This is a genomic window from Pantoea sp. M_9 (assembly GCF_008631385.1).
Taxonomy (GTDB): Bacteria; Pseudomonadota; Gammaproteobacteria; order Enterobacterales; family Enterobacteriaceae; genus Pantoea; species Pantoea eucrina.
In genome coordinates, this window is the sequence record NZ_VWUF01000006.1 from 1 (window position 1) to 13,874 (window position 13,874).

Here is a 13,874-nt window from a genome sequence, read left to right on the forward strand (position 1 = left end):
ACGCTGATATCAATCCTGCGAGTGCCCACACAGATTGTCTGATAAATTGTTAAAGAGCGGTGCAGTCAGCGCCTTAAGCGTCTGCTGCGAGGTGGCGTATATTACGCTTTCCTCTTCCGGAGTCAACCACTTTTTTCAGCGTTTTTCTCCGGCGGGGTGAATCGCTTCACGCCCTGCTGAGCCCGTCTGCGTTGCCGCTTTGCCGTCTCAGTGGTGGCGCATTATAGGGAGTTCTCGCCGGGTGACAAGCACTAATTTCAACTTTTTTATCACCCGGTTAATGTTTGCACAAAACCGGTTATTTATGCCTGTTTAATGCGCGCCGGCAGCTCTGCCAGGCTATTTAACACCCAATCTGATGCTGCTTCACCTTCAGCGGTAACCGTTTTACCGCTGCGCACCAGCACGCGGGTGCCGACGCCAGCGGCCTGCCCTGCCAGCATATCTTCCAGCTTATCCCCTACCATATAAGAAGCGGCCATATCGATGTTCAGCTCCTGCTGCGCAGACAGCAGCATTCCAGGCTGAGGTTTACGGCAGTCGCAGTTTTGACGGTAAGCAGGCACGGTGGCATCCGGCAGGTGAGGACAATAGTAGATGCCGTCCAGGTCGATATCGCGATCGGCCAGTGACCAGTCCATCCACTCCGTCAGCTGCATAAAGGTATCTTCCGTAAACATCCCGCGGGCAATACCCGACTGGTTAGTGACCAGCACCAGCGCGTAACCCATCTTTTTCAGCGCCTGCAGCGCTTCAATGGTGCCTTCTATAAACTGAAAATTGTCGATCTCATGAACATAACCGTGATCAACATTTAATGTGCCATCACGATCGAGAAAAATAGCCGGGACTGGGTTCGCCACGTAAATACTCCTGCTGCAATTAATAGTGCTAAGTATTGCATGATTGGGCATAGCGAGAGAATGGCAGATTGCATTACGTCGATTGATTTAGACGTCTGGATGCCTTACCATCCATTTAGCTTTCGTCCAGCTTCGCTGCTCGAATATTGATACACCACGGACAACGTCAGACGATAATAATTAACTAATGATTAAACTCGAAAATATCACCAAAGTGTTCCAGCAGGGCTCACGCACAATACAGGCGCTCTCCGGTGTCAGCCTGCATGTGCCGGCGGGACAGATTTATGGCGTCATCGGTTCGTCAGGCGCGGGCAAGAGTACGCTGATCCGCTGCGTCAACCTGCTTGAGCGCCCTACCTCCGGTCGTGTGCTGGTCGACGGACAGGATCTCACCGCACTCTCTTCCGGGGAGCTGACGCTGGCACGTCGCCAGATCGGCATGATTTTTCAGCACTTCAATCTGATGAACTCGCGTACAGTGGCCGGCAATGTGGCGCTGCCGCTGGAGCTGGGCAATCTGTCACGCGATCAGATCAAAGCGCGCGTTAGCGAGCTGCTGGAGCTTGTTGGTCTGAATGACAAGCATGACAGCTGGCCGGCTAACCTCTCCGGCGGGCAAAAACAGCGTGTGGCTATTGCGCGTGCGCTGGCCAGCAATCCCAAAGTACTGCTGTGCGACGAAGCCACCAGCGCGCTCGATCCGGCGACCACCCGTTCAATACTGGAGCTGCTAAAAGACATTAATCGCCGCCTCAGCATTACTATTCTGCTTATCACCCACGAGATGGATGTGGTTAAGCGCATCTGCGATCAGGTTGCCGTGATCAGTAACGGCGAGCTGATTGAAAAAGATAGCGTCAGCGAAGTCTTTTCACATCCAAAAACGCCGCTGGCGCAGCAGTTTATTCAGTCGACGCTGCATCTGGATATTCCGGAAGATTATCAGGAGCGCATGCGCGCGCAGCCTGCCGCGCAAACTGTGCCGCTGCTGCGCCTGGAATTTACCGGAAAATCTGTTGATGCGCCGCTGCTGTCAGAAGCTGCCCGCCGCTTTAATGTGAATAACAACATTATCAGTGCGCAGATGGATTATGCAGGCGGAGTCAAGTTCGGCATCATGCTGGCAGAAATGGATGGCAGTGAAACAGATACGCAGGCCGCGATAAGCTGGCTGAAAGAACATCATGTGAAAGTAGAGGTATTAGGTTATGTCTGAAGCGATGCTGTGGTTACTGACGCGCGGCGTCTGGGAAACGCTGATGATGACCTTTGTCTCTGGCTTCTTCGGGTTTGTTATTGGCCTGCCGGTCGGCGTACTGCTGTATGTTACACGCCCCGGCCAGATTCTGGCGAACAGCGCGCTTTACCGGGTGCTCTCTGCTATCGTCAATATCTTCCGCTCAATCCCGTTCATTATATTGCTGGTCTGGATGATTCCGTTTACCCGCGCAATTGTCGGCACCTCTATCGGCCTGCAGGCGGCGATTGTCCCGCTGACCGTTGGCGCCGCGCCGTTTATTGCCCGTATGGTTGAAAACGCCCTGCTGGAGCTGCCGACCGGCCTGATCGAAGCCTCCCGCGCGATGGGTGCCACGCCGCTGCAAATCGTCCGCAAGGTGTTACTGCCGGAAGCGATGCCAGGCCTGGTCAACGCAGCCACCATTACGCTCATTACGCTGGTTGGCTACTCTGCTATGGGCGGTGCCGTGGGTGCAGGCGGTCTGGGCCAGATTGGCTATCAGTATGGCTACATCGGGTATAACGCTACCGTAATGAATACTGTACTGGTGCTGCTGGTCGTGCTGGTATATCTGATTCAGTTCTGCGGCGATCGCATTGTTCGCGCGGTGTCGCATAAATAAGCCAATAACATCAATACTTCTCTATTAAGGAAAGGATATGTCTTTCACATTTAAAAAGATTGCCGCAGCAGGTGCTCTGATTGGTGCTATTGCTCTGGCCGGATGCGATCAGCAGGCAAAAGATCCCAACCATATCAAAGTGGGCGTGATTGTCGGTGCTGAACAGCAGGTTGCTGAAACTGCCGTTAAAGTGGCTAAAGATAAATATAACCTCGACGTCGAGCTGGTGACATTTAACGATTACGTGTTACCTAATGAAGCGCTGAGCAAAGGGGATATTGATGTTAACGCCTTTCAGCATAAGCCCTATCTGGATCAGCAGATCAAAGATCGTGGCTACAAGCTGGTACCGGTTGGCAACACCTTTGTTTATCCGATTGCCGGCTACTCTAAAAAGATTAAGTCGCTGACCGAACTGCAGGATGGCGCGCAGATCGCCATCCCTAACGATCCGACTAACCTGGGCCGCTCCCTGCTGCTGCTGCAGAAAGCGGGACTGATTAAGCTGAAAGAGGGTGTTGGCCTGCTGCCGACGTCTCTGGATATTGTGGAAAATCCGAAGAACCTGAAGATTGTTGAACTGGAAGCGCCACAGCTGCCACGTTCGCTTGACGATCAGCAGATTGCACTCGCGGTTATCAACACAACGTATGCCAGCCAGATTGGTCTGACCCCGGCAAAAGATGGCATCTTTGTGGAAGATAAAGATTCCCCATACGTTAACCTGCTGGTGAGCCGTGAAGATAATAAAGACGCTGAGAACGTGAAGAAGTTTGTTGAAGCGTATCAGTCAGACGAAGTGGCTGAGTCTGCGAACAAAATCTTTAACGGTGGCGCGGTTAAAGGCTGGTAAGTTCACTTCTTTTCTCTCCTGAGGGCGGCGCTGGCCGCCCTTTCTATTTCTGCATGTGGCTGCTGACTTGTTATTTGCGGGCGTCCTTGTTTCAATAACGCCACTTTTATTACAGGAGGATGTTGCCATGCGTTTTTTACCGCTCTGCCTGTTGGCGTTGATGCTGACCGGGTGCGTTCGTGAATATCACCCGATAAGCAGCGCTCCGTCTCGTCCGCAGCAGTCATCCGCTCAGCCGCAGCGCAAGCCGGCTCCGCGCCCGGCTCCGGTGAAAATCTATACCGACGCAACCGATCTGGTCAGCAATCCTTTCCGCGATCTGGGTGAAGTGTCTGGCGAAGATTGCCAGAGCAGCACGCAGGATTCGCCTCCCAATATCAATACCGCGCGTAAACGTCTGCAGATTAAAGCAGCAGGTATGAAAGCCAACGCCGTGCTGCTGCACAAATGTGAAATTGTGACCAGTACGCCAGGCTGCTACCGCCAGGCGATCTGCCAGGGCTCAGCGCTGAAAGTTTCCGGTCAATGAGTGAGTTTGCCGTTGCGCAGATTGGCGTGATCCGCTCCCCGTGGAAAGAGAAATTTGCCGTACCGCGCCAGCCGGGACTGGTTCAGGATGGCGGCGGTGAACTGCATCTGCAGGCCCCGTACAATCAGCCGGAAGCCGTACGCGGTCTGGAAGCGTTCAGCCACATCTGGATCCTGTTTATGTTCCATCAGACCATGGCCGGCGGCTGGCGCCCTACTGTCCGTCCGCCACGCCTCGGCGGTAACGCGCGTATGGGCGTGTTTGCGACGCGATCAACGTTTCGTCCTAATCCGGTAGGCATGTCGCTGGTTGAGCTGAAAGGGATCCGCTGTGAAAAATCGCAGGTTATTCTGCAGCTCGGCAGTCTTGATCTGGTCGATGGCACACCGGTCATTGATATCAAGCCCTACCTGCCGTTTGCCGAAGCGCTGCCCGACGCGCGCGCCGGGTATGCTCAGGCTGCACCTGAAGCGGCCATGCCGGTGCGTTTTTCAGCCGCCGCTCAGCAGCAGATTCAGCAGCAGGCGCATATTCCCCAGCTGCAGCGTTTTATTAGCGACGTTCTGGCCCAGGATCCGCGTCCCGCCTATCGCAAAAGTGAATCGCTGGATCGTGAATATGCCGCCTGGCTGCTCGATTTCAACGTGCGCTGGCGCATTGATGAAGCGGGTACTGAGGTCATTGCCGTGGATCCACGCTAAAACAGGCTTTTGAGCGCTGTTTCTCGCTGGTACACTAACGGCCAGTAACGGTCTGCTCTTCTTCTTCCATATAACTGGAATCATAATTAATGCGTACTACTCAATATCTGCTCTCCACGCTTAAGGAGACGCCTTCCGATGCAGAAGTGATCAGCCATCAGCTGATGCTGCGTGCCGGGATGATCCGCAAACTGGCCTCCGGACTCTATACCTGGCTGCCGACCGGGGTTCGCGTGCTGCGAAAAGTTGAAAACATCGTGCGCGAAGAGATGAACAACGCCGGCGCAATTGAAATCTCTATGCCGGTGGTTCAGCCGGCCGACCTGTGGGAAGAGAGCGGGCGCTGGGAGCAGTATGGCCCGGAGCTGCTGCGCATTAAAGATCGTCACGAACGTCCGTTTGTGCTCGGTCCGACGCATGAAGAGGTCATTACCGATCTCATCCGCAACGAGCTGAGCTCTTATAAGCAACTGCCGCTTAATCTGTATCAGATTCAGACCAAGTTCCGCGATGAAGTGCGCCCGCGGTTTGGCGTGATGCGTTCCCGTGAGTTCATCATGAAAGACGCCTACTCCTTCCATACCTCGCAGGCGTCGCTGCAGGAAACCTACGATGCGATGTATCGCGCCTACAGTCAGAGCTTTACCCGCATGGGTCTCGATTTCCGCGCGGTGCAGGCTGATACCGGCTCTATCGGCGGCAGCGGTTCACATGAATTCCAGGTACTGGCGCAGAGCGGTGAAGATGATGTGATCTTCTCCAGCGAGTCAGACTACGCCGCCAACATTGAGAAAGCTGAAGCGCTGGCTCCGGCTGGCGAGCGTCCGGCGGCAACACAGCCAATGACACAGTTTGCCACGCCACATGCCAAAACCATCGCGGAGCTGGTTGAGCAGCACCAGATCCCGGTTGAGAAAACGGTTAAGACGCTGATTGTGAAGGCGAGTGAAGAGAGCGGCCATCAGCTGGTTGCTCTGCTGGTGCGTGGCGATCATGAGCTTAACGAGATCAAAGCTGAACATCTCGATATCGTCGCTTCGCCGCTGGAAATGGGCAATGAAGAGGCGATCCGTGCCGTAACGGGCGCAGGCTTTGGTTCTATCGGTCCGGTCGGTCTGACCATCCCGGTCATTGCGGACCGTACCGTGGCAAAAATGAGTGATTTCTCCGCCGGTGCCAACATCGACGGTCAGCACTTTGCCGGCATTAACTGGGGCCGCGATCTGCCGGAAGCGCGGGTTGAAGATATCCGCAATGTGGTCGAGGGCGATCCAAGCCCGGATGGTAAAGGCGTACTGCAGATCAAGCGCGGTATCGAGGTGGGTCATATTTTCCAGCTCGGCACCAAATACTCCGATGCGATGAAAGCAGCCGTACAGGGCGAAGATGGCCGCAACCAGATCATGACTATGGGCTGCTACGGTATCGGTATCACCCGCGTGGTGGCTGCCGCAATTGAGCAGAACCATGACGAGCGCGGCATTATCTGGCCTGCGGCGCTGGCACCGTTTGAAGTCGCTATTCTGCCAATGAATATGCATAAATCTTTCCGGGTTCAGCAGCTGGCGGAATCGCTCTACAGCGAACTGCGCGCCAGAGGCATCGACGTTATCCTCGACGATCGTAAAGAGCGTCCGGGCGTGATGTTTGCGGATATGGAGCTGATTGGCGTGCCGCACACCATCGTGATTGGCGATCGCAATCTCGACAACGAAGAGATTGAGTACAAATCCCGCTCCGCAAGCGAGAAGCAGATGATTAGCCAGCATGAGATCGTCAGCTTCCTGGCCAGCGCGCTGAATAAGTAATGGCAAACGCCTCCTCCGGGAGGCGTTTTTTTATCGTACTTTGCCGCGCATCGCTTTTACGCTGCTGCGCCGCGATTTCCCCTCCAGCCGCCGTTCCTTTGACGCGCGCGTGGGCCGCGTCGCGCGACGCGCTTTCTCCACCGTGGTTAACTCGCGGATCAGATTGATCAGGCGCTGCAGCGCGGCCTCACGGTTCATCTCCTGACTGCGATACTCCTGCGCTTTGATAATGACCACGCCTTCTGCCGTGATCAGGTGATGACTGGCAGCGAGCAGCCGCGTTTTATAAAACTCCGGCAGCGATGATGCGCGAACATCAAACCGCAGGTGAATAGCCGTCGAGGTTTTATTCACGTGCTGCCCCCCTGCCCCCTGAGCGCGGATAGCCGTCAGCTCTATTTCACTCTCCGGGATCTCAACCGTGCGCGACAGCATAATCATCTGTCACCTGCCGGTTCACACGGCGTTCTGTACTGAATTTTCCTGTTCATCAACTTAACCTTTTGTGCGCCAGCCAGCGTCCGGCAGGCCGTGCCAGCCGCTGTTCTGCCACTTTTCTTTCTCTGTTTCCCCGCTTACCCTGGCTGATTTCCGGGAAACCCCTGTGTTATAGTCGCCAGGCAACCAGGGTATTTATGCTCTGCTGAGGAGGTGCATGTGCAAACGTATTGTGAGTTAGTTCGCCAGAAATATGCTGAAATCGGCAGCGGTGAGCTGGGATATGTGCCCGACGCGCTGATGCGCGCGCTGAAGGCACTCAATGATATCGCCGCTCATTCCGCGCTAAACTCTTCTGTCAGGGATCAGGCAGCCCCGGCTGCTGCAAACTAATTGGTGAGCGACTATGTTGACAAATGAAGCTTATAAACCCATCAATTGCGATGACTACGACAACCTGGAACTCGCCTGTACCCGACACTGGATGCTGTCACTACAGCTGAAAAATGGCGACCAGCTGAAGGCGAAAGCGCGGGATATGGTTTCGCGCAAAAACGTCGAATATCTTGCGGTTGACCTCTCCGGGGAAACCCGCGAGCTGCGTCTCGATCACATTGCCAGCTTCAGCCATCCTGAACTCGGCACCGTGGTGGTCAGCGAAGACGAGTAGTCTCGCAGCGGGCGGACCCTCTCCGCCCGCGTTCCTTACGGCTTAAGTCCGCTATAGTAAGCCGTTAAATCCTCAATATCGGTATCGCTTAGTCCCGCCACAAACGCTTTCATCACCTCTGCCTGACCGCCGCTGCGCTCACCTTTCTGATAGGCGTGCAACGCATGCGCCAGATAAGGCGCCTGCTGCCCGGCAAGATGAGGATAGAGAGGGATTGCGCTTTTGCCCTCTGCACCGTGACACGCCATACAGCGAGCTGCTTTCTCTGCGCCCGCGGCCGCATCGCCTTCTGCCCATAGCGGCAGCGATACAAAACATAGCACAGCCGTCAGCCAGTGCCTCATGATACCTTCTCCCTGTCAGGCTGATGCCAGATCGCCTGCCAGCCCCGATCGCTGCAGGCAGCGCCTTCATGGGTAACAAACAGGCCCGGCGCGCAAATCAGCGTCTGGTTATAGTAGAGCAGTGGAATACGTTCCCGCTGCCAGGGCGGGATCGCCAGCTCCTGCCACAGTTTTTTCATTTCGCGTCCGCCCGCCCGTCCCAGCAGATGATAGTAGCCGCGCGCCTGAAAGCGAACGTAAACCGTTTCATCCGCCGCAGGCAGACGCAGCTCCGCGCGTGAGAAGTCAGCCAGCAGCTGCCCCACTCCGCCGGGCAGCGCCAGCGGTCGGGTAAGCTGCGGCCAGCAGCATTCCTGGTCACGCAGCGACGGCTGTGGCGGCAGCCAGTAGAGCGCATCACGATAGCGACGCAGCGTAAAATTTCCCAGCTGCAGCGCCGGCTGTGCATCAGTCCGGCTTTCGATAACATCGGTACTGATGCGCTGCAGCGCCGCACGTGACGGCATCGCCCCACCCTGCCCGGCAATCCAGCGGCGCAGCAGTGCGTTACGCCGCGCTTCGCTCATGCTCTGCAGCGGCGGGAAATGCAGTGCGCCCTGTGGCGTAAGCAGCTGGCTCAGCTCCTGCTGCAGCAGCTCATCCAGCAGCTGCTCCTGCTCTGCGCAGAGCGCGGCGCTGCGGGCGCTGGCGGCGCTGAAGTGCGGCCAGCGCTGATGCAGCAGCGGCATAATCTGCTGACGCAAAAAGTTACGGTCGTAGCGGCTGTCGTTATTGCTCTCATCCTCAATCCAGCTGAGCTGGTGCACAGCCGCCCACTGCTCCAGCTGCTCACGGCTGAGGCTGAGCAGCGGACGCAGATGTTCACGCCCCTGCACTGTGCGCCGCGGCGGCATCGCCGCCAGCCCCGCCGGGCCGCTGCCGCGCTTTAGCGCCAGCAGCAGCGTTTCGCACTGATCGTCCAGATGCTGCGCGGTGAGCAGCTGTTCATCCGGCTGCAGCCGGGCGAACAGCGCCTGATAGCGCTCTCTGCGCGCCGACGCCTCCACGCCTCCGGCCCTGGCATCAACCGTTACCGGCAATACGTCGCAGGCGATATGCCAGCGCTGACACTGCTGCCGGCAGTGTGCCGCCCACCGTTCGGCGTGCGGACTCAGGCCGTGATGCACGTGCAGCGCCCGCACGCTCAGCTGCGGATGCTGCTGCTGCCAGCAAACCAGCTGATGCAGCAGCACGGTGGAGTCGAGCCCGCCGCTGAATGCCACCACGTAGCGACCGGCAGGATCCAGCAGCGCAGCAAGGTGGGAAAAAGACATAGTGCCGTTCCATCTGATGATGCCGCCTGATTGCGGCATTCTGCGGCGGCTATTTTACGCCTGATAAAGCTCCAGCGGCAAACCATCCGGATCGGTAAAAAAGGTGCAGGCTTTACCGGTCAGCGCATCGATACGCACCGGTTCGCAGGTCACGCCTTTCTCTGCCAGCGCGGCAACCGACTGCGCGACATCCTCAACGCAGAATGCCAGATGGCGCAGGCCGCAGGCTTCAGGTGCGGTTACGCGCGGCGGCGGGGAGGGAAATGAGAACAGCTCAATGGTATAGACGCCGTGCAGGCCGAGGTCGCCTTTCCATGAATCCCGCTCAGCGCGGTAGTACTCTCCCAGCAGGGAGAAGCCCAGCACATCGCAGTAGAACGCTTTGCTGCGCGGATAGTCAGTGGCAATAATCGCAATGTGGTGAATCTGTTTGATCTGTAGCATAGCGGCTCCGAAAAAAAATCTGAGCCGCTAAGCCTACGTGCCGGACGTCAGCGTGACCAGAGGCATTTATCCGAAGTCAGGGCTGGGGCGCGTCGCGCAGTACCCGCACCAGATAACGTCCATCCTCTGTCAGCGTGGTGCCGTGAATATCGGTTTCAAAGCCGGGATAGTGGCGCCCGATGGTGCAGAGCATCAGCAGAAAGTCGAGCACGGCCCGGCTCTGTTCTGTGATCATCTCACCGGGCATGACCAGCGGCACGCCTGGCGGATAGGGCAAGATCATATTGGCGGAGATACGCCCCACCAGCTCGCGGATATCCACGGTTTCAACCTCGCCTTTGACCTGATGCTGGAACGCCTGATGCGGCGTCATTTTCATTTCAGGCAGGACATCAAACGCTTTCAGCATCAGCCGCGGCAGATCGTGCTGCAGGATCAGCTGGTGGATCCCCTGCGCCAGCGTCTGGATCCGCATATTGCGATAGAAATCGGGATCCTCCGCATAGAGATCCGGCAGCATATTTTTCACGCGCAGATTGAGATCGTAGGCGCGTTTAAATTCGGTCAGACCGCGCAGCAGGCTCATGGCGCGGGTTTTATCGATCCCGATACTGAACAGAAACAGCAGGTTATAAGGCCCGGTTTTCTCTACTACCACGCCGCGCTGATCGAGGAATTTCGCCACCAGCGCCGCCGGGATCCCCTCTTCTGCCATCGCGCCCAGCTCGCTCATACCGGGTGTCAGGATCGTGACTTTAATGGGATCGAGATACATATGATCGCGATCGGCCTGCTGAAAGCCGTGCCACGCCTCTTCCCCCGGCTGGATCGGCCAGCACTCTGCCTCATCCACCTGCTCCGGCTGCCAGATATCAAAGAACCAGCCGTCCGACTCTTCACGCAGCCGCTGGATCTCGCGCCGGAAGTGCAGCGCGCGCTCGACCGAACGGTTGATTAGCCGCTTACCCGGGTTGCCGCGCAGCATCGCCGCAGCGGTTTCAATCGATGACACAATACCGTAGCTCGGCGAAGTGGTGGTGTGCATCATATAGGCTTCGTTAAAGGTATCGTGGTCGTAGTCGCCCTTGATATGAATCAGTGAAGCCTGGGAAAACGCCGCCAGCAGCTTATGGGTGGATTGCGTTTCATAGATCACCTTGCCTGGGATCCGTTCACCGCTCATGCCGCTTTTTCCGCTGTAGATGGGATGGAAATTGGTATACGGCACCCAGGCAGAATCGAAGTGGATCGACGGCACATCCAGCGTCTGCTTGATATATTCCGTGTTGTAGAGCAATCCGTCGTACGTTGAATTGGTGATCACCGCATGGACCGGCCAGCTGGCGCGCGGCGTGCTATCCACTTTGCTCTGAATACTGTCCCGGGTAAATTCACGCTGCGGAATACCGCCCAAGATACCCAGCGCATTACGCGTTGGCTTGAGCCAGACAGGCACGATATCGCTCATCATCAGCAGATGGGTCAGCGATTTGTGACAGTTGCGGTCAATCAGCACCGTACTGCCTGCCGGGGCGGCGTACATACCGACAATTTTGTTTGAGGTTGAGGTACCGTTGGTCACCATATAGCTCTGCTCTGCCCCAAAGGTACGGGCAATATACTCTTCGGCGTCGAGATGCGGGCCGGTATGATCGAGCAGCGAACCCAGTTCAGTGACGGAGATAGAGACATCGGCTTTAAGCGTGTTGGCACCGAAAAAGTCATAAAACAGGCTGCCGACCGGGCTTTTCTGAAAAGCGGTGCCCCCCATGTGGCCTGGCGTGCAGAAGGTGTATTTACCCTCTTTAACGTAGGTAAACAGCGCTTTAGTCAGCGGGGGTAGAATTTTATCGATGTACTCATCGGTATACTGGCGGATATGCAGCGCGATATCGTCTGCGGTGCTGAGCGCATATTCAAAAAACTGCAGCGCCATGCGCATTTCATTAACGCTGACGTCCATCTGCGAATGGGTGTTGATAAAGGCGTAGAGCGGCAGCGACTCATTGAGCTGGTTGATGTCGCTGCAGAGCGCCATGCTGTACTCATCCCAGTCAAATACGACGCCGCATACGCGCGGGTTGTGCTCAATCAGCTTCAGCAGGTCGCTGGCATTGCTGGGATAAACGGTGTGAAAGCCCTGCAGTTTCAGCGCGGCATCCAGTTCACGAATCGGTTCATCTTTGTAGAACGCGCCGTGCGGTCCCATGATCGCAATAATATTCAATGCTCACCTCCTGTGGTCTTGTGGCACAGAGTAAGGATAGCGAAAAGTGGCCGGAGAATGTTCCGGAATAGCGCCGTTGCGGGATCGCTGCCAGCTTTTTGTAGGGTGCGCATTAATGCGCACCAGTAATCAATGGCGCCCCTGCAGGATCGCTGCCGCCACAAATGGCGCCCCTGCGGGATCGCTGCCGGGTTTTTGTAGGGGGCGCATTAATGCGCACCGGTAATAAATGCCGTGCCTGCGGGGTCACTGCGCGGGTTTTATCAGGTCGCCATAAATGGCGCCCCTGCAGGATCGCTGCCGCCATAAATGGCGACCCTGGGGGATCGCTGCCNCATAAATGGCGCCCCTGCAGGATCGCTGCCGCCATAAATGGCGACCCTGGGGGATCGCTGCCAGCTTTTTGTAGGGGGCGCATTAATGCGCACCGATATAAATGCCGCACATGCGGGGTCACTGCGCGGGTTTTATCAGGTCGCCATAAATGGCGACCCTACGGGATCGCTGCCGTCATAAATGGCGCCCCTGCAGGATCGCTGCCGCCATAAATGGCGACCCTGGGGGATCGCTGCCGGGTTTTTGTAGGGGGCGCATTAATGCGCACCGATATAGATGCCGTGCCTGCAGGGAACTCAGGCCCGATCGTGGAAAACAGGCATAAAAAAAGCGGACCGGAGTCCGCTTTTTTGCTGCAGGGCTTACCTTACGCGTAACCGTAGTTCATCNTTTTTGTAGGGGGCGCATTAATGCGCACCGATATAGATGCCGTGCCTGCAGGGAACTCAGGCCCGATCGTGGAAAACAGGCATAAAAAAAGCGGACCGGAGTCCGCTTTTTTGCTGCAGGGCTTACCTTACGCGTAACCGTAGTTCATCAGGCGCTGGTAGCGGCGATCGAGCAGCTCTTCTGTGCTCAATCCGTCGAGATCGGCCAGGTCGGCCAGCAGCTGCTGCTTCAGAGAAGCGGCCATATCAACCGGACGACGATGCGCGCCACCCAGCGGCTCAGGAATGATCGAGTCGATCAGCTTCAGCTCCTGCAGACGCTCAGCGGTGATGCCCATCGCTTCTGCCGCCAGCGGCGCTTTGTCTGCGCTTTTCCACAGAATTGACGCACAGCCTTCCGGTGAGATCACTGAATAGGTGCTGTACTGCAGCATATTCACTTTGTCACCCACGCCAATCGCCAGCGCGCCACCGGAGCCGCCCTCGCCAATCACGGTGCAGATCACCGGAATTTTCAGGCCAGACATTTCACGCAGGTTACGGGCAATCGCTTCAGACTGACCGCGCTCTTCAGCGCCCACGCCCGGATAAGCACCCGGCGTGTCGATAAAGGTGATGAGTGGCATCTTAAAACGCTCTGCCATCTCCATCAGACGCAGCGCTTTACGATAGCCTTCTGGTGCAGGCATACCGAAGTTACGGCGAATTTTTTCTTTGGTTTCACGCCCTTTCTGATGACCAATGATCATCACCGGACGGCCATCCAGACGTGCGATACCACCCACAATCGCTTTGTCGTCAGCATAGGCGCGATCGCCTGCCAGCTCGTCAAAGTCGTCAAATGCGTTGCGCACGTAGTCCAGCGTATAGGGACGCAGCGGATGACGCGCCAGCTGCGCGACCTGCCATGCACCTAAATCGGAGAAGATTTTACGGGTCAGTTCAACGCTTTTCTCGCGAAGGCGCTGAATCTCTTCATCCAGATTAATATCGTGTTTCTCATCTGAACGGCCAATCGATTTCAGCGAATCGATCTTCGCTTCAAGTTCAGCGATCGGCTGTTCAAAATCCAGGTAATTAAGACTCATAATGTT

General features: G+C 56.4%; 15 protein-coding genes. 8 read left to right on the forward strand and 7 right to left on the reverse strand.

Annotated elements, in window-relative coordinates; genetic code table 11:
* Nucleotides 1-302: 302 nt before the first annotated feature.
* A complete protein-coding gene (gene gmhB, locus F3I15_RS10755) occupies nt 303-863 on the reverse strand; it encodes a D-glycero-beta-D-manno-heptose 1,7-bisphosphate 7-phosphatase (RefSeq protein WP_150017904.1) in 561 nt (186 codons plus the stop codon).
* A 187-nt stretch (nt 864-1,050) separates the two neighbouring features.
* Between gmhB and metN the strand changes: the two genes are divergently transcribed.
* The 6 genes from metN to proS all read left to right on the forward strand — a co-directional run bounded on the left by metN (nt 1,051) and on the right by proS (nt 6,619).
* Nucleotides 1,051-2,082 carry a methionine ABC transporter ATP-binding protein MetN gene (gene metN / locus F3I15_RS10760; protein WP_150017905.1) on the forward strand — a complete coding sequence of 344 codons (1,032 nt, stop codon included), beginning with the start codon at nt 1,051-1,053 and terminating at the stop codon, nt 2,080-2,082.
* Entirely contained in the window at nt 2,075-2,728 is a 654-nt protein-coding gene (locus F3I15_RS10765; protein ID WP_039382787.1) for a methionine ABC transporter permease MetI, read from the forward strand. The genes metN and F3I15_RS10765 overlap by 8 nt, the downstream gene beginning before the upstream one ends.
* Before the next feature lie 37 nt (nt 2,729-2,765).
* Nucleotides 2,766-3,581, forward strand: a complete 816-nt coding sequence (locus F3I15_RS10770) for a MetQ/NlpA family lipoprotein (protein ID WP_065650069.1) — start codon at nt 2,766-2,768, stop codon at nt 3,579-3,581.
* Between the two features lie 127 nt (nt 3,582-3,708).
* Nucleotides 3,709-4,110, forward strand: a complete 402-nt coding sequence (rcsF, locus tag F3I15_RS10775) for an Rcs stress response system protein RcsF (protein WP_150017906.1) — start codon at nt 3,709-3,711, stop codon at nt 4,108-4,110.
* The gene (gene tsaA, locus F3I15_RS10780) at nt 4,107-4,811 is read left to right on the forward strand and encodes a tRNA (N6-threonylcarbamoyladenosine(37)-N6)-methyltransferase TrmO (protein ID WP_150017907.1); all 705 of its coding nucleotides are present in this window, start codon (nt 4,107-4,109) and stop codon (nt 4,809-4,811) included. Before rcsF ends, tsaA begins: the two co-directional genes overlap by 4 nt.
* 89 nt (nt 4,812-4,900) lie before the next feature.
* A complete protein-coding gene (gene proS / locus F3I15_RS10785; protein WP_071669042.1) occupies nt 4,901-6,619 on the forward strand; it encodes a proline--tRNA ligase in 1,719 nt (572 codons plus the stop codon).
* Between the two features lie 30 nt (nt 6,620-6,649).
* Here proS and arfB read toward each other — a convergent pair whose 3' ends face one another.
* Nucleotides 6,650-7,060, reverse strand: coding sequence for an alternative ribosome rescue aminoacyl-tRNA hydrolase ArfB (arfB, locus tag F3I15_RS10790; RefSeq protein ID WP_039382771.1), 411 nt, complete (start codon nt 7,058-7,060; stop codon nt 6,650-6,652).
* Between the two features lie 216 nt (nt 7,061-7,276).
* Between arfB and F3I15_RS10795 the strand changes: the two genes are divergently transcribed.
* Together F3I15_RS10795 and rof are read left to right on the forward strand one after the other, a co-directional pair.
* Nucleotides 7,277-7,450, forward strand: coding sequence for a YaeP family protein (locus F3I15_RS10795; RefSeq protein ID WP_150017908.1), 174 nt, complete (start codon nt 7,277-7,279; stop codon nt 7,448-7,450).
* Nucleotides 7,451-7,463: 13 nt separating this feature from the next.
* Nucleotides 7,464-7,727, forward strand: a complete 264-nt coding sequence (gene rof, locus F3I15_RS10800; RefSeq protein ID WP_039382769.1) for a Rho-binding antiterminator — start codon at nt 7,464-7,466, stop codon at nt 7,725-7,727.
* 35 nt (nt 7,728-7,762) lie between these two features.
* On the opposite strand, the gene F3I15_RS10805 is transcribed toward rof, so the two are convergent.
* The 5 genes from F3I15_RS10805 to accA all read right to left on the reverse strand — a co-directional run bounded on the left by F3I15_RS10805 (nt 7,763) and on the right by accA (nt 13,868).
* On the reverse strand, nt 7,763-8,071 hold the full coding sequence (locus F3I15_RS10805) for a cytochrome c (RefSeq protein ID WP_150017909.1): 309 nt from the start codon (nt 8,069-8,071) through the stop codon (nt 7,763-7,765).
* Entirely contained in the window at nt 8,068-9,384 is a 1,317-nt protein-coding gene (tilS, locus tag F3I15_RS10810) for a tRNA lysidine(34) synthetase TilS (RefSeq protein WP_150017910.1), read from the reverse strand. Before tilS ends, F3I15_RS10805 begins: the two co-directional genes overlap by 4 nt.
* Before the next feature lie 54 nt (nt 9,385-9,438).
* Nucleotides 9,439-9,828 carry a VOC family protein gene (locus tag F3I15_RS10815; RefSeq protein ID WP_065650076.1) on the reverse strand — a complete coding sequence of 130 codons (390 nt, stop codon included), beginning with the start codon at nt 9,826-9,828 and terminating at the stop codon, nt 9,439-9,441.
* Between the two features lie 76 nt (nt 9,829-9,904).
* On the reverse strand, nt 9,905-12,055 hold the full coding sequence (locus F3I15_RS10820; RefSeq protein WP_150017911.1) for a lysine decarboxylase LdcC: 2,151 nt from the start codon (nt 12,053-12,055) through the stop codon (nt 9,905-9,907).
* An 853-nt stretch (nt 12,056-12,908) separates the two neighbouring features.
* Entirely contained in the window at nt 12,909-13,868 is a 960-nt protein-coding gene (accA, locus tag F3I15_RS10825; RefSeq protein ID WP_150017912.1) for an acetyl-CoA carboxylase carboxyl transferase subunit alpha, read from the reverse strand.
* Between the last annotated feature and the right edge of the window lie 6 nt (nt 13,869-13,874).